At 66.9% G+C, this 20,026-nt stretch carries 16 protein-coding genes and 1 pseudogene; 3 read left to right on the top strand and 14 right to left on the bottom strand.

The window, feature by feature from the left end:
- Nucleotides 1-57: 57 nt before the first annotated feature.
- On the bottom strand, nucleotides 58-1,890 hold the full coding sequence (locus tag NS4_RS02705) for an acyl-CoA dehydrogenase family protein (RefSeq protein WP_084486556.1): 1,833 nt from the start codon (nucleotides 1,888-1,890) through the stop codon (nucleotides 58-60).
- Between the two features lie 952 nt (nucleotides 1,891-2,842).
- On the bottom strand, nucleotides 2,843-4,627 hold the full coding sequence (locus NS4_RS02700; RefSeq protein ID WP_063057828.1) for an acyl-CoA dehydrogenase family protein: 1,785 nt from the start codon (nucleotides 4,625-4,627) through the stop codon (nucleotides 2,843-2,845).
- 1,609 nt (nucleotides 4,628-6,236) lie between these two features.
- Between NS4_RS02700 and NS4_RS02695 the strand changes: the two genes are divergently transcribed.
- On the top strand, nucleotides 6,237-7,829 hold the full coding sequence (locus tag NS4_RS02695; RefSeq protein ID WP_063057827.1) for a serine hydrolase: 1,593 nt from the start codon (nucleotides 6,237-6,239) through the stop codon (nucleotides 7,827-7,829).
- 8 nt (nucleotides 7,830-7,837) lie between these two features.
- Here the strand turns inward: NS4_RS02695 and NS4_RS02690 are convergent, their stop codons facing one another.
- From NS4_RS02690 to NS4_RS02665, 6 genes are all read right to left on the bottom strand, one after another.
- A complete protein-coding gene (locus NS4_RS02690) occupies nucleotides 7,838-10,228 on the bottom strand; it encodes an ATP-binding cassette domain-containing protein (RefSeq protein WP_063057826.1) in 2,391 nt (796 codons plus the stop codon).
- Nucleotides 10,229-10,356: 128 nt separating this feature from the next.
- Nucleotides 10,357-10,767, bottom strand: a complete 411-nt coding sequence (locus tag NS4_RS02685; protein WP_063057934.1) for a VOC family protein — start codon at nucleotides 10,765-10,767, stop codon at nucleotides 10,357-10,359.
- 5 nt (nucleotides 10,768-10,772) lie between these two features.
- Nucleotides 10,773-11,222 carry a helix-turn-helix transcriptional regulator gene (locus NS4_RS02680; protein ID WP_063057825.1) on the bottom strand — a complete coding sequence of 150 codons (450 nt, stop codon included), beginning with the start codon at nucleotides 11,220-11,222 and terminating at the stop codon, nucleotides 10,773-10,775.
- Nucleotides 11,219-12,541 carry an amidohydrolase gene (locus NS4_RS02675; protein ID WP_063057824.1) on the bottom strand — a complete coding sequence of 441 codons (1,323 nt, stop codon included), beginning with the start codon at nucleotides 12,539-12,541 and terminating at the stop codon, nucleotides 11,219-11,221. The genes NS4_RS02680 and NS4_RS02675 overlap by 4 nt, the downstream gene beginning before the upstream one ends.
- 29 nt (nucleotides 12,542-12,570) lie before the next feature.
- Complete coding sequence (locus tag NS4_RS02670; protein WP_063057823.1) at nucleotides 12,571-13,293, bottom strand: trimeric intracellular cation channel family protein; 723 nt, start codon at nucleotides 13,291-13,293, stop codon at nucleotides 12,571-12,573.
- A 194-nt stretch (nucleotides 13,294-13,487) separates the two neighbouring features.
- Nucleotides 13,488-14,096 (bottom strand): CGNR zinc finger domain-containing protein, encoded by a 609-nt coding sequence (locus NS4_RS02665; RefSeq protein ID WP_218020287.1) that lies wholly within the window; start codon nucleotides 14,094-14,096, stop codon nucleotides 13,488-13,490.
- A gap of 87 nt (nucleotides 14,097-14,183) precedes the next feature.
- On the opposite strand from NS4_RS02665, the gene NS4_RS02660 reads away from it, so the two are divergent.
- Together NS4_RS02660 and NS4_RS02655 are read left to right on the top strand one after the other, a co-directional pair.
- Nucleotides 14,184-14,972, top strand: coding sequence for an MBL fold metallo-hydrolase (locus tag NS4_RS02660; RefSeq protein ID WP_063057821.1), 789 nt, complete (start codon nucleotides 14,184-14,186; stop codon nucleotides 14,970-14,972).
- A 7-nt stretch (nucleotides 14,973-14,979) separates the two neighbouring features.
- Nucleotides 14,980-16,239, top strand: a complete 1,260-nt coding sequence (locus NS4_RS02655; RefSeq protein ID WP_063057820.1) for an MFS transporter — start codon at nucleotides 14,980-14,982, stop codon at nucleotides 16,237-16,239.
- 159 nt (nucleotides 16,240-16,398) lie between these two features.
- Here NS4_RS02655 and NS4_RS33810 read toward each other — a convergent pair whose 3' ends face one another.
- From NS4_RS33810 to NS4_RS02630, 6 genes and pseudogenes are all read right to left on the bottom strand, one after another.
- Nucleotides 16,399-16,545 carry a CGNR zinc finger domain-containing protein gene (locus NS4_RS33810; protein ID WP_369690195.1) on the bottom strand — a complete coding sequence of 49 codons (147 nt, stop codon included), beginning with the start codon at nucleotides 16,543-16,545 and terminating at the stop codon, nucleotides 16,399-16,401.
- Nucleotides 16,546-16,604: 59 nt separating this feature from the next.
- Nucleotides 16,605-16,853, bottom strand: a pseudogene (locus tag NS4_RS33805) (ABATE domain-containing protein); the annotation flags it as partial.
- 133 nt (nucleotides 16,854-16,986) lie between these two features.
- Nucleotides 16,987-17,691 (bottom strand): CE1759 family FMN reductase, encoded by a 705-nt coding sequence (locus NS4_RS02645; RefSeq protein ID WP_063057818.1) that lies wholly within the window; start codon nucleotides 17,689-17,691, stop codon nucleotides 16,987-16,989.
- On the bottom strand, nucleotides 17,688-18,140 hold the full coding sequence (locus tag NS4_RS02640) for a MarR family winged helix-turn-helix transcriptional regulator (RefSeq protein ID WP_063057817.1): 453 nt from the start codon (nucleotides 18,138-18,140) through the stop codon (nucleotides 17,688-17,690). Before NS4_RS02640 ends, NS4_RS02645 begins: the two co-directional genes overlap by 4 nt.
- Nucleotides 18,137-19,312 carry an LLM class flavin-dependent oxidoreductase gene (locus NS4_RS02635; RefSeq protein ID WP_063057816.1) on the bottom strand — a complete coding sequence of 392 codons (1,176 nt, stop codon included), beginning with the start codon at nucleotides 19,310-19,312 and terminating at the stop codon, nucleotides 18,137-18,139. The genes NS4_RS02640 and NS4_RS02635 overlap by 4 nt, the downstream gene beginning before the upstream one ends.
- Nucleotides 19,313-19,417: 105 nt before the next feature.
- On the bottom strand, nucleotides 19,418-20,008 hold the full coding sequence (locus NS4_RS02630) for a hypothetical protein (RefSeq protein ID WP_063057815.1): 591 nt from the start codon (nucleotides 20,006-20,008) through the stop codon (nucleotides 19,418-19,420).
- Between the last annotated feature and the right edge of the window lie 18 nt (nucleotides 20,009-20,026).

Raw genomic sequence — 20,026 nt, 5'->3', positions numbered from 1 at the left:
TCGGGTTGACGCCGTCGGCGTCAACCCGAAGCCGACCCGGAAGCCGACGGTGTAGGGCTATGAGGCAGCCGGATCGGCGACGCCTGTCAAGGCACCAGCGTGCTGTGCAACGAAGTCGCCGCTGAAGGCTGTCCGCAACAGCTCCGGTGGCAGCTCGAACGCACCCGCCAGATCCGGCAGGTGCACAGCCAGGGACTCGTGAAGCTGCTGCCGCAGCTCCACCAGCGGCTTCGCCGTCTTCGGCGCCGGACCGTCCGGGAGCAGGTCGGTTCCGTGAACCTCGTACTGGCCGATGGCGAACAGAGTGATGATCTGCGATATCACTTCCCGCGGCTCGGCAGGAAGTTGCCGGGCACGCTGGGCAAGAGCTTCGACGGCCCGGTGCACGGTACGCGCTTCGGCCGCAGCCAGCGCAAGTTTGTACGTCTTATCCCACCGCGCCTGCCGGGACCCCTCGGCGCCGGCGTAGGCTTCCACCATCCGGTGCTGCAGGAAGCGCGCCCGTGCATCCAGCCAGGCGATCCAGTTCTTCGGGGTGTCGACATCGCAGAGCACTTCGTCCCAGGACTCGGGGGTCCACTCGCTGACCGAGGTCCGAAGATATCGATACGCGGCCTGCAGCGCAATGACGTAGGAGTCGCCCTCCGCCGTCGCCGCAGCATCACGCAACGCGCGGTAGACCACCACCAGGTTGTGGTCGAACACCCCTTGGGCGCCCATCCGGTCCCGCACTTCGCTGGTGACTTTCAGAGCCGTCGAAGTCGTAAGGTACTTGGTCAGCGATACCAGGTCGGTCAGCTCCGGCGCCTGCTCGTCTGCGCCGGACTCGGCGGCCGCGACAAACGCTGCGAGTGCGATCTCCACTGCCGTAGTCGCGACATAAGTGTCTGCCATGGCATCGATGAGCCGATCTCGGTGCGCGGGGACCTCCAAGAGCCGAAGCCGCGGGGCATCGTGGTCCAGGCTGGCGATATCGCGTTGTCCGGCATGCTGAAGGGCGATTGACAGCGCGCCCTGAGAGACCGCCGCCGACATCGCGGAGATCGCCAGCCGGCCCACACGTACCCGGCTGATCGCCCGCCAGACCTGATTGTCTGCGGGGATCGGTTCGACCAGCTGTCCGTTCTCGTCGATACGGGTCCCGGTGTGCGACAGCAGGCAGTCCTTCGACACCCGCACATTGTCGAAACGGGTGATCGAGTTGTCCATGCCCAGGGTCTTGTCGGGCAGACGACGGATCGTGATACCCGGGCGGACCGTTCCGTCCGCGTCCACCAGCCGTACGAGGAAGGGGTAGTTGCCGCGGCCCTCACCATCGATGACGAGGCGGGCGAACACGATCCCGAACCTCGAGATCCCCGGCACAGGCGGCGGCGCGGTGGTCGGCATGTAGTTCACTGCCGCATCGGTCGGCGTATGGATGATGAATCCGCCGCCGTCGGAGGGATCGTAGGTGGCCGTGAGCTCCAGGTTCGGCAGGTCGCTGCCATGACCGGCCTCGGTCAGCACGTAGGCGCCCACCGCGCGACCGGCCAGCAAGTCCTCGAGACAGGCTTTGACCTCCTCGCCGGGAGCCTTCTGCTCCAACAGGGTGCCGAGAACGAGATTGACCTGGACGGTCAGCAACGCACCGAGGTGCGGGTCGACGACCGTGGCCCGCTCGTGCAGGGCAACGAGGCGGCGAATATCAGAGATAGTGTCGGTGGCCGAGAGTTGGGGCAACAGGCGCAGGTACCGCTCGTAGGCCCGCTTCCCGGGGTCCTTCGTGGCCTCCCACCAATCCTGGTCGAAGTCGGACCCGCCGAAAATCCTGTTGTAGTCCTGCGCATCGCTACGCCGATCTCCGAACAACAGGCTCGCAAACTGACCCGGGAACCCATGCGAAACCATAATGCCTCCTGCCTATTTCCAAGCCCCGGCAGCTGACCATCGGCCGCCGGGCATACGGAGGTCGTCGTCAGCGTGAAAGCACCCAGCATGGCCACGGCCGCGAATATCTCACGCGGTAGAGCGAGCTGGAAACATAGTGCGTAGATGCCGAACGACCACCTTCAAGAAGTCAATGCACCACGCACCCTCACATGAGGCTTCGTTCGGCGGCCCGGCCGACGCGGTTCGACGCTCGACTCGCCCGATGTACACTCCAGGGGCCCTGCTCCTCGGAATCCCCGAGCGCACACCATGCCTGGAAACCGCACGCGCCTCGAATGCTCTCCCTGACCAAATTTGGTCATCGGGGCCATCGGTGCGTGCCCGTACAGTACCTGCGCCGGTGCGTCATCCGGCAGCAACCCCGTTGCCACCCAGTTGCCGCTGGCAGACCGATACACGAAACATATTGTGCCACAGACGGTCCACAACGGCATCCCGGACCAGCCACCGCCCCAACGGTCTGGCCTGTGAATAGGACTTCCCTGGCTGGTTGGGCCAATCCAGTCAGCATGGGATCCGCACGGTAGAACGCGCTTTCTGTAAGTTCGCCACGCCTGGATCGCGGTGGCCTATGGCTTGGTTACGCCGCGGAGGCGGGGGCCGCTGCGGAGCCCCGGTCACCTCCGATCGAGCCGACACGTCACCCCTGAGAAAGATCGAGGCCGAAATCTGTCTGCGCAGGCACCACGCACGGGCGCCCGCACAGACAGCGACACCGAATCCACGGCCCAGACCGCTCGACCAAGACGGGTCCGATCCCACGGCCACCCGCCCTGCACAGGAGTGCAGGTATGGAGCCCGCGCAGCCGGACGCTGGGGCGTCAAGCGGGTAGCGCAGGCCACACCCCACAGGAGCGACCGTCAGGATCTCGCCGAGCAGCAGCCCCTCGACAGGTCCGTCCTGGCAGGATCAGCGCCGGAGCCGGTCATCACGGCAGCGGGCCTCCCACGCCGCGGCCAGATCATCGGCCAGTACCGGTGCGCCGAGCACCTCATCGTCGAACTCGAAAGCAGCCAGCAGGGCAGGCAGATGACCGGCGAGTACGTCGATGGCCTCGTAGAGCAGTCCGCCGCGAAGCTGCTGCTTGATCGCTTTCACCGCATCCAGATCGAGCAGTCCGTGGGTGAGGTACCACGACGCGTGCCGGTGGAGCTGGTCCAGCGCGAAAACGTCCCGTACCGCCGCTATCTCAGGATGACCGGCATGCTCTTCGAGCGCCAGCAGGGCTTGTTCGGCGGAGTATGCCTCAGCGAGTTCAAGCGCATCCGGAATCACCTCGAGCCGGGCTTCCAGTGTGGGGACACCCAGGTGTGGCTGTGCTTCCTGGGAGATCGTCAGTGTCCGGGCACTGAGCAAGCGGGCCCGGTCCGCCGGATCGGCGGGATCGTGGAGGACGGGTTCGGGCGGCGGTGTGCCCGCCAGCTGTTTGGCCAGCACCCGACCTGCGACCGACCCCATGACGGAGACATCGCCCTCACCGGTCATCGCGGCGTGACAGACCCCCAGGTAGCCGGCGACCCGGTTGGCGCTGAACATACCCTGGGCAGCCATCTTCACGCGGCAGTCGGTGACCGTCTCCAGCGCGTGCCGCTGGATGAAGTCCTTGGCCAGCATGACCGCCACCACAGGCTCGCGAGCGGTGAGATCTGCACCCACAAGCGAGGTCTTCACCGCGTTGCCATAGAGGGTGCGGGCGACGGTGCCGGCCAGGTCGGTGAGCAGTGTGTCACGCACGTGGGGGATGTCGAGCATGGTCGGCTTGTCGGTGGGCGTCATCGGCACCACTCGCTTGCTCGCATAGTTCAGGGCGATGTAAAGGGAGGCCCGGGCCTCGGCGTTCAAGCACGAGGACAGCGCCAGACGTCCGACGGTCAGCTGACTACTCGCCGAAGCGAACGCGCGCTTACGGCTAGCCTCGTCGCGCCAGGTCAGTACGCCGTGCTCGTCGATGGTGGCGAGGTCGTTGCTCAGCCAGGCATCGCGGTCGACCCGCAGGTTGTCGAAGCTGATCACCGAGTTATCCATGATCACCAGCGGCTGATGACCGAGCTGAGTGATCGTCACACCGGCAGCCGGGGCGCCATCGGCATCGCGCAGACGTGCGGTGAACAGGTGGACGCCCTGATCGGCACCTGCCGAGTCGACGAGCCGGGCACCGACGACGCAGACCCGGGACACCGGAATCCCGACGCTGGGCATGAATTTGCGGGCTTTCGGATCAGGCGTATTGAGCACGAACCCGTCGCCGTCCCAGGTCGCGGTGGTCCGCATGAACTGGATATTGGAGCCGCACTCGTACTCGGTCAGCAGGATGACGCCGACAGCGGTGCCATCGTCGAGATCCAGCAGATACGGCGCGGCCGAATCGGAGTCGGTGAGCGTGGCCAAGCTCCCCGTGGCCAGGTTGTAATGGCCGGAGATCAATGGAATCAGGTCCGTCGCCAGCACCGCGCATTGATCGAACACCGCGAACAGCTTGGGGAGGTCGGTCGCGACAGCACGGGCGCCGATCTGCCGGACGAGGTCGCCCAACTGATCGTAGGCGTTGAGACGCCGCTGCTCCTGGCTCTGCTGCTCCGTGACGGCGTAGTCCGGGTTGCTCAGGATCTTCTGCAGCTGCTGATGAAACTCCGGACTGCCGTGCCGAATGACCTCGGCCAGCGAAGCCTGGTCCACGTACGCGTCGGTAGCCATAACCGCCTCCTACTAGATTCCGTCCCAACGGCCATCGTTCACCGGTGGGCATGCTGGGTCATCGCCTCCGGACCTCGACGCGAACGAACCGGGCGGCCATCGCACTGTCACGCGGACGCCGCCGGGACCGGAGCCGAGGAGCCGGACGGATCACCTGTCAACAGATCAATTCGCCCCACCTTCACCGCGTGGAGCTTCGTGCCGCGGACCGACCGATGGCGGCCGCGCACTGCAGCCCGTTACTGGGCGCGCGCGAAATCCGGTCGCCTCGCGAATAGCGGTAGGCAGAGGGAAGTTCCAACGGCCGCAACCGGACCATCCGGAGTGGTTGGTGGGTAGTCGATTCGGGGCGGCGGGCTCGTGTGCCTGGCCGTATCGCCGAGCTGATGTTGCGGTCGCTTCGAATTGTGGCATTATCGTTGCCACGCAGTTGCTATTGATCGACCGGGGCACGAAAAGTATTGTCTCACAATCGGTCTGCACACGCATAGTGAACGAACACAACAATTGGTCTAGGCCTATGACCTGGCATTCCACGGATAGTCGGCTGACCAGGCCATACTCCGACACGACGAGACATCTCGCCTGTCTGTGAATTCGCTAGAAGTATTGGCAGACCAAACGATCGGTATTGTTTGTGGATTTCAGTGAACTCGGCATACACCGTTGATCGGTCGATCCGCGTGATCGACGCCGGGCGGGTCACGGGCAGGTGGGCCGCGTCGATATCTGAAAGCCCCCGCCTGGCCGTGGACCGTTGAGGCCGAGCGCTCGTGATCAGCTCGAAGCGAGCGCCCGGGGGCGCTTCGATAGCCGGGGAGGCGAGGCCGCTCCTCTAGTTGACATAATGTAGATTATCGGCGTTCCTAAGCAGGCGAGCTCGACGGCGTGGCCTGCCGTCGCGCGCTGTGATGATCGCAGCCCTGTCACTTGGCCGCAGCAAATAGTCACGACGCACTCGCCGTATGCGGTGAGTGCCGATCTTTTTCCCTGCCCATGTTGTTGATTTGTATCGCGGCGATGGATTGACGGACCCACTCGATAATTCGTCACATGACGTATTGCGGCGGTCGGGGTGGGTTGTTGCTGACACGCGACTCATCGGCTGCGATCTTCGGGGTTCGAGTCCGGAGCCGGCGATACCGCCGGCTCCGCCTTCCATCTCGCTTCGAAGTTCCGCGAACGAATCCTCCGGGATGGAGGAAGAGCTTGCCCCTCCCCTCGTCCATCTCCGATTCGATGACCCATAGGCAGCCCCTTTGTATATGTAGCCTTTTCCTTTGTTCTTTTTGGTTCGCCGATTGGCACGAGGTAGCAAGATAATTACATAGTTGGATGCGCATATCGTAGTAAGACTATTGTTTTGCCAGCCTGGCCGCCCGGATTGGGGACCCTGTCTACAAGTTCGCCGACGTCATCCCGGCGCTACGGCGGAGAGGGTCCCGGCTGCAAGCTCGCTGCGCTCTCGATCCCACCAAGGCGCCCCTCCCCTGTTCTCCCCCGCGTCCGGCCGGAAACACAGCCTGCCACGTACCGGGTGTGGGGGTGGACGAGAGCTAGGCTCGGGACGGACTGGGCTCGTATCAGCGACGACCCCCGGAGGCGAGCTATGCGCAGACGTCGGCTGGTAGTTCTCTGTGTCTCGGCGGTGACCGCCGCAGGACTTGTGTCGGGGTGCGGGGACCGGGAACCGACGCCGGTACCGGGGGCGGTCGCGCCCTCTCCCTCGGACCCGCGGCCCGATCAGGCGGCCGGAGTCGCCATACCCGGCGGACGCGTGGACCATATTCTGGGCACGCTCGAATATCGTGCCGAGGAGTTGCTGCGCGACACCGATATTCCGGGGATGGCGGTCGCTGTCGTCTACGACGGCGAGGTGGTGTTCCAGAAGGGTTTCGGAGTGCGGGACGTCGACGGACGGCAGCCGGTGAATCCGGAGACGGTGTTCCAGTTGGCGTCGCTGTCCAAGCCGGTGGGGGCCACGGTGGTCGCGCGTCAGGTTCAGCAGGGAGTGGCGAAGTGGGATACGCCGGTCCGTGAACCCGCGCCGTGGTTCGCGTTGCAGGACCCGTATGTGAGCGACCATGTGACCATCGGCGACCTGTATGCGCACCGTTCGGGGTTGCCCGAACACGCCGGGGACAAGCTGGAGGATCTGGGGTTCGATCGGACCACGATTCTGCAGCGATTGCGGATGTTGCCGTTGACGCCGTTCCGCGATTCCTACGCGTACACCAATTTCGGGCTCACCGCGGCGGCGATCGCGGTCGCCGATGCGTCGAAGCAACGCTGGTCGGCGCTGTCGGAGCAGAGCATCTATCGTCCGCTGGGTATGTCTTCGACCAGTTCCCGGTACGCCGATTTCGTCGCGGCGCGCGACCGCGCCTCCGGGCATGTGCTCGTGGACGGCGAATACCGTCCGGCGCAGCCGGGACGGCAGCCGGATGCCCAGTCCCCCGCCGGAGGCGTCAGTTCGTCGGTAACGGATCTGGCGCAATGGATGATGATGGTGCTGGCGAACGGGAAGCACGGCGGTGAGCAGGTGGTGGCGCCCGAGGCGCTGCTGCCGGCGTTGACCCCGCAGTCGGTGTCGTCTCCACCGGCCGAGCCGGATGCTCGGGCGGGTCAGTACGGGTTCGGTTTCAATGTGGGGAATTCGGCGGCGGGCCGGGTGGTGCTGAGTCATTCGGGGGCATTCGATCAGGGTGCGGCGACCGCGATGACGATGATCCCGTCGGCGAACGTGGGCATCGTGACGCTGACCAATGCCGCGCCGATCGGGGTGCCGGAGACATTGAACGCCGAGTTCGCCGATCTGGTGCAGTTCGGTGAGGTGCGGCAGAACTGGTGGGAGCTCTATTCGAAGGCGTTCGAGCAGTTGAACGCACCGGTCGGCGAGTTGGTCGGGGCTCAGCCGCCGCCGAATCCGGTGCCGGCGCGACCGCTGCAGGATTATGCGGGTGAGTACGGCAACGACTACTTCGGTCCGGCGTCGGTGGCGGTGGACGGTGACGCGCTGCTGTTGACGATGGGGCCGCGCCACGTCGCGATGCCGCTGCGGCATCGCGACGGTGACACGTTCGTCTTCTCCCCGGTGGGCGAGAGCGCGAATCCGGGCAGTATCTCGCAGGCCCGGTTCGACGGGGACCGGTTGTGGCTGGAGTTCTACGACTCCGAGGGGTGCGGTACGTTCGTGCGCTGATCTCGGCGTCAGGCGCCGACGTAGGCGGCGAGGTGTTGGCCGGTGAGGGTGGATCGGGCGGCGACCAGATCGGCGGGGGTGCCTTCGAAGACGATGCGGCCGCCGTCGTGTCCGGCGCCGGGACCGAGGTCGATGATCCAGTCGGCGTGGGCCATCACGGCCTGGTGGTGTTCGATGACGATGACCGATTTACCGGAGTCGACGAGCCGGTCGAGTAGTCCGAGCAGCTGTTCCACATCCGCGAGGTGCAGGCCGGTGGTGGGTTCGTCGAGGATGTAGATTCCGCCTTTCTCGGCCATCTGGGTGGCGAGTTTGATGCGCTGGCGTTCGCCGCCGGACAGGGTGGTGAGTTGCTGGCCGAGGCGCAGGTAGCCGAGTCCGACGTCGGCGAGCCGGTCGAGGATCTTGTGGGCGGCGGGGAGGCGGGCGTCGCCGGAGCCGAAGAACTCTTCGGCTTCGGCCACCGACATATCGAGTACTTCGGCGATATTGCGGCCGCCGAGGGTGTATTCGAGGACCGCGGCCTGGAAGCGTTTGCCTTCGCATTCCTCGCAGGTGGATTCGACGGTGGCCATGACGCCGAGGTCGGTGTAGATCAGGCCGGCGCCGTTGCAGGTGGGGCAGGCGCCTTCGGAGTTGGAGCTGAACAGGGCGGGTTTGACGCCGTTGGCTTTGGCGAAGGCTTTGCGGATGGGGTCGAGGAGGCCGGTGTAGGTGGCCGGATTGCTGCGGCGGGAGCCGCGGATGGCGCCCTGGTCGATGGTGACGACGCCGTCGCGCCCGGAGACCGAGCCGGTGATGAGGGAGCTCTTGCCGGAGCCGGCCACGCCGGTGACGACGACGAGGGCGCCGAGTGGGATGTCGACGTCGATATTGCGCAGGTTGTGGGAGTCGGCGCCGCGGACTTCGAGGGCACCCGAGGGGGTGCGCACGGATTTCTTGAGAGCGGCGCGGTCGTCGAGGTGGCGTCCGGTGAGGGTGTCGCTGGCGCGGAGTCCGTCGACGGTGCCTTCGAAGACGATTTCGCCCCCCTCGCTGCCGGCGCGGGGACCGATATCGACGATGTGGTCGGCGATTTCGATGGCTTCGGGTTTGTGTTCGACGACCAGGACGGTATTGCCCTTGTCGCGGAGTTGGCGCAGCAGGTCGTTCATCCGCTGGATGTCGTGCGGGTGCAGGCCGATGGTGGGTTCGTCGAAGACGTAGGTGACGTCGGTGAGCGAGGAGCCGAGGTGGCGGATCATCTTGGTGCGCTGGGCCTCTCCCCCGGACAGGGTGCCGGAGGGGCGTTCCAGGGAGAGGTAGCCGAGCCCGATATCGGTGAACGAGTCGAGCAGGTGCTGCAGGCCTTTGAGGAGTGGGGCGACCGAGGGTTCGTCGAGTTCGCGGACCCAGTCGGCGAGGTCGCTGATCTGCATGGCGCACAGGTCGGCGATGTTCTTGCCGTTGATCTTGGAGGCGAGGGCTTCCTTGGTGAGGCGGGTGCCGCCGCATTCGGGGCAGGTGGTGAAGGTGACGGCGCGTTCGACGAAGGCCCGGATGTGGGGTTGCATCGCGTCGACGTCTTTGGACAGGAAGGATTTCTGGATGCGCGGGATGAGGCCTTCGTAGGTGACGTTGATGCCTTCGACCTTGATCCTGGTGGGCTCTTTGTAGAGCAGGTCGTGCAGTTGTTTCTTGGTGAACTTCTTGATGGGCTTGTCGGGGTCGAAGTAGCCGCAGCCGCGGAAGATGCGGCCGTACCAGCCGTCCATGCTGTAGCCGGGGATGGTGAGGGCGCCTTCGTTGAGAGAGAGGCTGTCGTCGTAGAGGGCGGTGAGGTCGAAGTCGGTGACCGAGCCCATGCCTTCGCAGCGGGGGCACATGCCGCCGAGGCGGCTGAAGGTGGCTTTTTCGGCGACCGTTTTGGCGCCTTTCTGCACGGTGATGGCACCGCTGGCGGTCACCGACGGCATATTGAAGGAGTATGCGTTGGGTGAGCCGATATGCGGGTCGCCGAGCCGGCTGAACAGAATGCGCAGCATGGCGTTGGCGTCGGTGGCGGTGCCGACGGTGGAGCGGGGATTGGAGCCCATGCGTTCCTGGTCGACGATGATGGCGGTGGTGAGGCCTTCGAGCAGGTCGACGTCGGGCCGGGACAGGGTGGGCATGAAACCTTGGACGAAGGCGCTGTAGGTTTCGTTGATCATCCGCTGGGATTCGGCGGCGATGGTGGCGAAGACCAGGGAGCTCTTGCCGGAACCGGAGACGCCGGTGAATACGGTGAGCCGCCGTTTCGGGATCTCCACGCTGACGTCTTTGAGGTTGTTGACGCGCGCGCCCTGTACCCGGATGAGGTCGTGGCTGTCGGCGGGATGCGTCGCGGACGTCCGTGTTCCGGTCTTCGTGGCGGTGGTCATCTGTCTCCCTGTGGTGCGGTCGCGGTCGTCGACATCGGCCTGTTCGGTTCCTGGCGGTCGAGTGTTACCGACCGGCCCGTCCGGTGGGCGGGCCGGTGTGCATGCCGGATCGGTGGGTGGGTTTGCGGTCAGCGCAGTTGCTGGATGCGGATCATATTGCCCGCGGGGTCGCGGACGGCGCAGTCGCGGATGCCGTAGGGCTGTTCGGTCGGTTCCTGGACCACTTCCACGTCCCCGGCCTGCAGGCGTTCGAAGGTGCCGTCGAGGTCTTCGGTGGCGAGATTGATTCCGGCGTAGGTGCCCTTGGCCATCATTTCGGCGATGGTCGCGCGTTCTTCGTCGGTGATGCCGGGGTCGGCGGCCGGTGGGTGCAGGACGATGGAGGTTCCGGGTTGGCCGACGGGGCCGACGGTGATCCAGCGCAGGCCGTTGTAGCCGACATCGTTGCGGATCTCGAAGCCGAGGGTGTCGCGGTAGAACCCGATGGCGGCTTCGGGATCGTCCTGGGGCAGGTAGCTGGCGTGAATGGTGATGTCCATGCCGATCACGCTAACTGTGGGGTGGTCACCGGGGCTTCTCGATTCCTGATCGGTCTGGTCACCTGTTTGGCGGTGCACGACGGGATGCCGGCGGTGGCGTCGGCTTGTTGCCGCCGGTAGGCGCTGGGCGGCATGCCGACGAGTTCGGTGAAGCGGGTGCTGAAGGTGCCCAGTGAGGAGCAGCCGACGGCGAAGCAGACTTCGGTGACGGTGAGGTCGCCGCGGCGTAGCAGGGCCATCGCGCGTTCGATGCGGCGGGTCATCAGGTATCCGTACGGGGATTCGCCGTAGGCGAGGCGGAACTGGCGGCTGAGGTGTCCGGCGGACATGTTGACGCCCCGGGCGAGCGCCTCGACGTCGAGTGGTTGCGCGTATTCGCGGTCCATCCGGTCGCGGACGCGGCGTAACAGCGCGAGGTCGCGGAGGTGTTGCTCCGCGGTGGGTCTGCTGGTCACGTGGCCGATCGTCCCATATCGTGCTCGGGTTGCCCAGTTCCCGGTGGTGGGTTGCCGGCGTCGTCCGTTGTGCCGAGCCAGGCGAGCGCGGCGACGATGAGCGCGGTGACTCCGGTGTCGAGGGTGGGTTGCAGTACGGGCGCGAAGCGGGAGCTGTGGTTGACCGGGATGTCCTGGAAGAGGGTGCCTTTTTCGACGGCTTCGGCGAAGGCGGCCGGGTCGGTGCCGCCGAGCCCCCAGTAGGTGAATGGGACGCCGAACGCGGCGGGTATTTCGCTGATGTCCTCGCTGGCGGTCTGGGGCTCGATGGTGTGGGCGGCGTCGCCGAAGGCGGTGGTGAAGGCTGCGGCGACCCGGCGGGTGGTTTCGGGGTCGTTGATGGTGGGCGGGAACGTCGTGATCGGCTCGAAGTCGGGTTCGCGTGGGGCGCCGGCTCCGGTGGCTTCGGCGCGCACGATCCGTTCGATGGCGTTGAGGACGTGCTCGCGGACTTCCGGCTCGTAGGTGCGGATATTGATTTCGAGTACGGCGTCGTCGGGGATGAGGTTGGGTCCGGTGCCGGCGTGGATACTGCCGACGGTGACGACCGCGCGGGTGGTGGGCGCGATCTCCCGGGATACCACGGTCTGCAGGCGCAGCACGCACATCGCCGCCATGACGACCGGGTCGACGGCGGCCTGGGGTTGGGAGCCGTGGGCTCCCCGGCCGTGCAGGGTGACGCGGAGGCTGTCGGCGGCGGACAGGAACGGTCCGGGGCAGGTGCCGACGGAGCCCGCGGGATAGGGCAGGACGTGCTGGCCGAGGACGACGTCGGGGGCGGGGATCTTGCCGGTGAGTCCGTCGGCGACCAGGGCGCGGGCGCCGTCACCGTTTTCTTCCGAGGGCTGGAACAGTGCGATGAGCGTGCCGTGCCAGGCCTGCCTGGCCGCGGCCAGCAGGCGGGCGGATCCGAGGAGGCAGGCGACGTGGACGTCGTGTCCGCATGCGTGCATGACCGGTTGCGGGACGCCGTTGCGGTCGACGGTGGCGGTGGAGGCGTAGGGCAGGCCGGTGGCTTCTTTCACCGGGAGGGCGTCCATATCGGCGCGCAGCAGCACGGTGGGGCCGGGGCCGTTGCGGAGGACGCCGGTGACTCCGGTGCCGGCGATGCCGGTGGTGACGTCGTAGCCGTAGCCGCGCAGCGCGGTGGCGGCGAGCGCGGCGGTGCGGTGTTCGCTCATACCGAGCTCGGGGTGGGCGTGCAGGTCGCGGTAGTGGTTCTCGATCTCCTCGCGGGCGGCGTCCAGGCCGGTCAGAACAGTGGCGGCGTCACGATTCATCGGTAGTGCCTCTCTGCTCGGGGTCGGTGTCAGCTGCTGTCTTCGGTGCCGGGGTCGCGGGTACGGCCGCGACGGGTGGTGCGGACGCCGCGGACGGCGGCGGCCAGGCGGGTGTGTGGCTGCCAGTCCAGGCCGTTGGGCAGGCCCCAGCCGTAGCGGACAGCGGCGAGTCGGAGAGCGAGTGAGAAGACGATGCCGGCGACGATCCCGATCGCGGGCGCGCCGAGGTAGGTGCAGACGACCATGGTGCCGGCGACCACGGCGGCGACGGTGGCGTAGAGACCGTTGCCGCCGAAGACGGCCGGGACCCGTCGCAGGAGGACGTCGCGGGTGGCGCCGCCGCCGACGGCGGTGGTGATGCCGAGCAGTACGGCGGGGAGCCAGCCGAGGCCGGCGGCGAGGGTTTTCTGTGCGCCGGTGACCGCCCAGAATCCGATGACGGCGGCGTCGAGTGCGGTGAAGAGGCGATCCCAGGCGTGTTCGCTCAGATGGATTAGGAACGAGATGAGCGTGCCGCCTACGGCGGTGGGCAGGTAGGCGTAGTCGGTGAGCGCTACCGGGGGGCCTTGCTGGAGCAGGGTGTCGCGGATGATGCCGCCGCCGAGGCCGGAGACGATACCGACGACGAGGAACCCGAACAGGTCGAGTTTCTCGGTACGGGACACAGCGCCGCCGAGCATCGCGCAGGCGAAGACGCCGGCGAGGTCGAGATATCGCGTGACCTGGTCGATGGTTTCGGCGGGTGCGGTCACCGCAGCAAACTAACACGCGCGGGAGTAGGCGCGGGGCAGCCGTGGCAGCGGCCGAATTTCGGGCGGATATGGCTGCCCGCGTTGGTCGAGCGGGTCATTCGGAGGCCGGTCCTGGACCGAGTACTTCGACCGGTCTCGCCCACGAAGGCGTTGGCGGTCAGTGGTACGGGGGTCGTGTGCGAGATGCGCCGTGGTCAGCCGGCCTTGGACTTCGCGCGCGCGTAGGCGCGAGCCGCGCGAGCGCGGTCGCCGCAGCGCGTCGAGCACCAGCGGCGGCGGCCGCGGCAGATCAGGTACCGGTTGCACGGGTCGGAGTCGCAGGTTGTGAGGAAGTCGGCGTCGGAGCCGGTGAGTAGATCCGCCGTATCTTCGGCGAGTGTCGCGAGCGCGCGGTCGAGGATCTCGTTGGGCGGACACAGCGCGGCACGGTAGGGGCCGTTCGTCTCATCCCATTGCAGCAGGGCGGCGGTTGGGGTCCGGCTCAGCGCGTCGTTCACGGCGGACAGCGCTGCGGGCAATACCGGATGCCGCTCGACGCGGGCGGCGAACAATGCCCTGACGTGTTCGCGCAGCACGCGCAGCTGCGTTGCGCACATCTCCTGTACGCCGGCATCGGCAGGAGCGAGGCCGCGATCGGCGAGCCATCGATTCGTCGATTGGGGGGTGCCGAGCAGATCGATGAGGTGTCCACCGGGCAGTACATAGGCGCTGTCGGCGAAGTCCAGCGCGAGGTACTGCTCGGCTCCCGGTGCGGGTGGCAACCCAGACAACCCAGTGGTCGAGGTCTCTCGTGCGATGCTCACGCCTCTCATGGTACGACTTGCTTTTATCCGTGAGAACGGCTTACCGTTTCTCACGGATAAATCGAGTTTCATCCGTTAGGGGTTTCAGTGACTTCCGCAGGCACAGCCGATCCACACATCCGCGTTCGTGTATTCGGCGGCCCGACCGCCCTCTTCGAATACGGCGGACTGAGGTTCCTCACCGACCCGACCTTCGACGCACCCCGCGACTACCAGCAGCCCGGCGGCTCGCTGACCAAAACCGCGCCGGCCGCCGCAGCGCCGGCCGATCTCGGCCGCATCGATGTGGTTCTGCTCTCCCACGATGAGCACCCCGACAACCTCGACGACGCCGGTCGCGCCATGCTCGCCGATGTGCCGCTCACCCTCACCACACCGAATGGCGGACAACGCCTCGGGGACGGGGCGACAGGGCTGGTCGACTGGGAGTCGATCACGCTTAATCGCCCTGGTGGTGGCACCATTACCGTGACGGGCGCGCCTGCCATCCACGGACCGGGCGCACGCGAAGAGGTCGAACAGATCACCGGCCAGGTCGTCGGATTCGTACTGACCGGGAAGGGCTTGCCCACCGTCTATGTCAGCGGCGACAATGCCTCGCTCAACGCGGTCGAGGAGATCGCCGAGCGTTTCGCACCGGTGGACACCGCCATCCTCTTCGCCGGCGCGCCTCGCTTCTCTGTTCTCTTCGACGGTGCGCCGATCGTCCTCGACAGTACCCAGGCCGCCGAGGCCGCCGAGCTCCTCGGCGCGCGTCGTGTGATTCCCGTGCACTACGAGGGGTGGGCCCATTTCACCGAAGGCCGTGCCGAATTGATCGAGGCTTTCACTGCTGCCGGACTCCGCGACCGCCTCGACCTGGTCGAGCTGGGCTGACTCTGTCGTGGCGACCTCAGTACCTGCCCGGATCGATGATTTCCCCGGCGCCCGGGCGCAGCGCCGCACCCTGGTGGTCCTGGTCGCCGCCCAAGCGCTGAGCGGCGCGGGGCTGGCGGCGGGGGTAACCGTAGGAGCACTGCTCGCGCGGGACATGCTCGGCTCAACCGGCTTGGCCGGTCTGCCCAGCGCGCTCGGGACCGCGGGGTCCGTGCTGGCAGCCGCCGCCGTCGGACGGATCTCGCAAGCCCGCGGCCGCCGCCCCGGCCTGGTCACCGGGTATCTCACCGGTGCCCTCGGCAGCCTCGGAGTCGTCGCCGCCGCGGTCGTGGACAATCCGTTCCTCCTGTTCGCCGCCCTGTTCGTCTATGGCGCCGGTACCTCCACCAATCTGCAAGCCCGGTATGCCGGAGCTGATCTCGCTCGCCCCGAGCGCCGCGCCCGTGCCGTATCCACCGTGCTGGTCGCCACCACACTCGGCGGAGTGGTGGGTCCCAACCTCACCGCACCCACCAGCGACCTCGCACACGAACTGGGTATCCCCGACCTGGCCGGTCAGTTCCTGCTGGCCGGCGGCGCATACGCGTTGGCAGCCGTGGTGCTTGCCATCTGGCTGCGCCCCGACCCGCTACTACTCGCACGAACGCGCGAGACCGACAGCATCAGCGCACAGCTCGATGATGCCGACGGCCTGCCGCGCCCTCCGGTCGAAAGACGCGGCTCCGGCGTACTGGTCGGTGCGCTGGTAATGGTGCTCACTCAGTTCGTGATGGTCGCGATCATGACCATGACGCCCGTGCACATGCGCAGCAATGGCCACAGCACCGCCGCCGTCGGCCTCCTCATCGCCATCCACATCGGTGCGATGTACTTGCCGTCGCCGCTGACGGGCTGGCTCGTAGATCGCTATGGCCGCTTCACCATCGCCGCCATCTCCGGACCGGGCCTGCTCGGCGCCGGAATCGTCGCTGCTTGCGCTCCCGGCGACTCCGTCGTCCTGTTGACCGTGGCCCTCGCACTGCTCGGTCTCGGCTGGAATTTCGGCCTCGTCGCGGGCACCGCGATAATCACCGACGCCGTACCGCCGGCTACACGCGCCAGAACCCAAGGTTTGGTCGACGTCGGCATCGCCATCGCGGGCGCCGGCGGCGGCATGGCCTCAGGGCTGATCGTCGCTGCTGCCGGCTATCCCCGGCTGGCCGTCGGCGGCGGAATCCTGGCGCTGGCCATCGTGCCCGCGGTCACCGCCGCACGCAAAACCGACTGAGTTGTGATTCAGGCGGCGCACGTCACCGACAGCGTACGACTGGTGGTATCCGATCCTCTCGATCTCCGGACAGCAGATGAGCCCGTGAGTCCCGCCATCTCGACGATGTGCCGACCGACTCCGACCCCGGGGTGACGTGGGTTGTACGGGCGCGCTGGTTCAGCCCATGACGTCGCGGGTCTCGGGGGTCTTCGCCGGGTGGTGGCGGTCGTAGTAGCGGGCTACGCGGACTCGGTTGCCGCTGCGTTGTGGCGAGCACCAGCGGCGGCGGGGATGAACAGCAGGACGCAGTCGTCGGCTTCGCATTGTTTGAGGCGGGCGATCGCCGGATCGGAGAGCAGTTCGACGGCGGATTCGGCCAGGGCGGCGGCCGGCGGGGGGCGGTGGGACAGCAACGCCTCGAGCACCGTGGAGATATGGTCGCGGACCTGCTGCACCTCTCGCAGAGCCTCGGCGGTCAGGTTTTCCGGCGGGTTTTCCGGCAGCCGATCGGCTTGTTGCCGGAGCCAGTCGGCCAACTGATCGGGAGTACTCAGCAGCTCGGCCTGGGCCGTTTCGCCATGTATGTCTTCGACTTCGGCGCTCCGATCGGCCTCCGGCTCGCCGAGCGCCACCCGGAATGGGTCAGGGGGTTGATCGTGCACAACGGAAACTCCTACGAGGCAGGGCTGTCCGACGGCGCGCGGCCGGGCGATCCACTCCGCAGAGCAAACAACACATCCCCCCCACACACACAAGCCGCATCCGTCAGGCGCGGGTATTCACGGCCGCACTCCCACCGGCTGCCAGCCTCATGAGGTCGGTGTCGAGGTCGACGGCGGTAACGCTCCCGCCGGCGCTGCCGAAGCTGTGCTGGTAGCTGTTCCACGATTCGTCTTTGACCTTGTGCGCGAAACCGCTCTCCATCAGCAGCACCAGTTCGAGGGCGGCGCGGTCGATGCGTTTGTCGAGGTCGGTGTCGCTCCAGTCTTCGGAGGCGGCGAACAGGGAGGTGGGCACGGTCATGGTGCGCAGGAAGGCGAACAGGGCGCGCATCTGTTCGTCGACGACCAGGGCGTGCCGGGAGCTGCCGGCGGTCGCGGCCAGGATCACCGGTTTGGCGATGAGCAGGTCGTTGTCGAGGACGTGGAAGAAGGAGGTGAGTAGTCCGCTGGGGGCGGCCTTGTAGACGGGGGCGGCGACGATCAGGCCGTCGGCGGCGGCGAGTGTTTCGATGGCGGCGGTCATCTTGGGGCCCATGAGCTGGGAGACCAGCGCGGTGGTGATCTCGGTGGCGAGTTCGCGGAGGTCGATGACGTGCACGGTGGCGGTGGCGCCGCGCCGGCCGGCGAGGGTGCCGACGCGGGCGGCGACCCGGTCGGCGAGCATGCGGGTCGAGGACGGGTTGCTGGTGCCGCCGCTGACCACGACCAGTCGGTAGGGGGTCGTGCCCTGGCCGTTGGTGGTGTTCATATCTCGTTCCTTTGCGTGGTGTCGGCGAGTTTGCCGCAGAGCTGTTCGAGGGTGCGTAGTTCGTCGTCGGTGAGGGCGCCGGTGAGGGCGCGGGCGACGCCGACGGCGTGGCGGCCGCCGATGCGGCGCTGCCGGGTCCGGCCCTCGTCGGTGAGCGAGAGCCGGACCCCGCGGCCGTCGTGCGGGTCGGGGGTGCGTTGCACGAGGCCGCGGTCGACGAGCCGGTCCACCATCCGCGACAGTGCAGGCTGGGTGAGCAGGACGTGCCGGTTGAGTTCGGCGGGGCGGATGGGTTCGGGGCATTTGGACAGCGTGTAGAGGACGTCGTATTCGCGCATGGTGAGTCCGTGCCACACGTCTTGGGCCGCGAACTGTTTCATCAGTACGGCGTGGGCGGTGAGCACTGCCTCCCAGGCGTCGTTGGCGAGCCGTCCGCTGGTTCTGGTCACTTGTCGGCCAGGGTCTTCGCGGTGTCCTGGTAGGGGCTGGCGCCGGCCAGGTTGTCGCCCTGGTTGGCGTGGGGACGGGCCTGCCGGGCGGGCGCGTCGCCGTATTCGGCGGCGACGCGCGCCCGATGGGTGGGCGCCGGGGCCGATTCGGGGTCGCGGCGGGCCTCCAGTTCCTTGCGCAGTACCGGCACGACTTCCTCGCCGAGCAGGTCGAGCTGGTTCAGCACGGTTTTCAGCGGCAGCCCGGCGTGGTCCATGAGCCACAGCTGGCGCTGGTAGTCGCCGAAGGTGTCGTGGAAGGTGAGGGTTTTGTCGATGACCTCCTGCGGGCTGCCGACCGACAGCGGAGTCATTTCGGCGAAGTCCTCCAGGGAGGGGCCGTGACCGTAGACGGGGGCCTCGTTGAAGTAGGGGCGGAATTCGTTCCAGGCGTCCTGGGATTTCTTGGCGATATAGGCCTGTCCGCCGAGTCCGACGATGGCCTGCTTCTTGGTGCCGTGACCGTAGTGTTCGAAGCGCTGCCGGTAGAACTCGATGAGCTGCAGTGAGTGCGCGGTCGGCCAGAAGATGTGGTTGGCGAAGAAACCGTTGCCGTAGTAGGCGGCCTGTTCGGCGATTTCCGGGGTGCGGATGGAGCCGTGCCAGACGAACGGCGGCACACCGTCGAGCGGGCGCGGGGTGGCGGTGAAGCCCTGCAGCGGGGTGCGGTAGGTGCCTTCCCAGTCGACGACGTCCTCGCGCCACAGCCGGTGCAGGAGGTTGTAGTTCTCCAACGCCAGCGGCAGGCCCGCGCGGATGTCCTTACCGAACCAGGGGTAGACGGGGCCGGTGTTGCCGCGGCCGAGCATGAGATCCATGCGACCTCTGGACAGGTGTTGCAGCATGGCGTAGTCCTCGGCGATCTTCACCGGGTCGTTGGTGGTGATCAGAGTGGTCGCCGTGGTGAGGATCAGTCGCTCGGTGGTGGCGGCGATATGGCCCAGCAGGGTGGTGGGTGAGGAGGAGAAGAACGGCGGGTTGTGATGCTCGCCGATGGCGAAGACGTCGAGGCCGACCTCTTCGGTTTTCCGCGCGATCTGCACGATCGCGTCGATCCGTTCGGCCTCGCTGGGCGTCACGCCGGTCACGGGGTCGCGGGTGATATCGCTGACCGAGAAGATTCCGAACTGCATGGTGTGTCACTCCCACCGTAGGGTTCTATGCGTTTGCATCTACCTGAACGGCAGGGGCAGGGGGGTTATTCCGCTGCCGGCCCGGGCCGGCAGCGGCTGTTCACCTCACGACCGCACGCCGGCGGTCCGCATCAGCGCCAGGGCCGGGTCCGGGACCAGTTGCCGCGGCACGGGCAACCCGGTGCCGTCGCTCTTACGCAGGTACACCACCTCCTGGAAGACCCAGAGGCGTTTGATGTTGCCGTACGGAAGGTGGATCTCCACGGTCTGCGGCAGTCGCAGTTGCACGGCGTCGTGGCCGTAACGGGCCGCCATGAGGGTGCCGGGCCGGGTGTACCGGCGGACATTGGCGTTGCCACGCAGCATCCCCCAGCCGGTGAGGAGCACGCATACCACCAGTTCGAAAGCCAGAACCACGAAAAAGGCACCGAAGAACTCGCCGAAATCGACCTCTTCGCCGGCGCCACGAGAAAACGATTTCGCGATGCCCCCGCCCAGGACCAGGACCGGCAGGATGGCGAGGAAGATCCAGATGGCCGGTAGGCGCCAGGTCATCAGGGCAGTGACGCGGCTGAGCTTGCCGGTGGTGGTGTTGTCGGATACGAAGGCGACATCGAGTGGCACCGGTGCGGGCGGGGCCGGATATGCCGGTCCCCCCGGGCTCGGCTGCGGCGAATACGGCTGGTGCGGATACATGAGCGAGTCCCTCCCCCA

The organism is Nocardia sienata NBRC 100364, assembly GCF_001613205.1.
Lineage (GTDB): Bacteria > Actinomycetota > Actinomycetes > Mycobacteriales > Mycobacteriaceae > Nocardia > Nocardia sienata.
This window is presented reverse-complemented; position numbering and strand designations above follow the sequence as displayed.

What these genes read in the sequence shown, in the direction of transcription:
- NS4_RS02635 (WP_063057816.1), bottom strand. Translation starts at nt 19,312, where the DNA reads ATGCAGTTCGGAATCTTCTCGGTCAGCGATATCACCCGCGACCCCGTG.
- NS4_RS02630 (WP_063057815.1), bottom strand. Translation starts at nt 20,008, where the DNA reads ATGTATCCGCACCAGCCGTATTCGCCGCAGCCGAGCCCGGGGGGACCG.
- NS4_RS02675 (WP_063057824.1), bottom strand. Translation starts at nt 12,541, where the DNA reads ATGAATCGTGACGCCGCCACTGTTCTGACCGGCCTGGACGCCGCCCGC.
- NS4_RS02690 (WP_063057826.1), bottom strand. Translation starts at nt 10,228, where the DNA reads ATGACCACCGCCACGAAGACCGGAACACGGACGTCCGCGACGCATCCC.
- NS4_RS02695 (WP_063057827.1), top strand. Translation starts at nt 6,237, where the DNA reads ATGCGCAGACGTCGGCTGGTAGTTCTCTGTGTCTCGGCGGTGACCGCC.
- NS4_RS02645 (WP_063057818.1), bottom strand. Translation starts at nt 17,691, where the DNA reads ATGAACACCACCAACGGCCAGGGCACGACCCCCTACCGACTGGTCGTG.
- NS4_RS02685 (WP_063057934.1), bottom strand. Translation starts at nt 10,767, where the DNA reads ATGGACATCACCATTCACGCCAGCTACCTGCCCCAGGACGATCCCGAA.
- NS4_RS02705 (WP_084486556.1), bottom strand. Translation starts at nt 1,890, where the DNA reads ATGGTTTCGCATGGGTTCCCGGGTCAGTTTGCGAGCCTGTTGTTCGGA.
- NS4_RS02700 (WP_063057828.1), bottom strand. Translation starts at nt 4,627, where the DNA reads ATGGCTACCGACGCGTACGTGGACCAGGCTTCGCTGGCCGAGGTCATT.
- NS4_RS33810 (WP_369690195.1), bottom strand. Translation starts at nt 16,545, where the DNA reads ATGCGAAGCCGACGACTGCGTCCTGCTGTTCATCCCCGCCGCCGCTGG.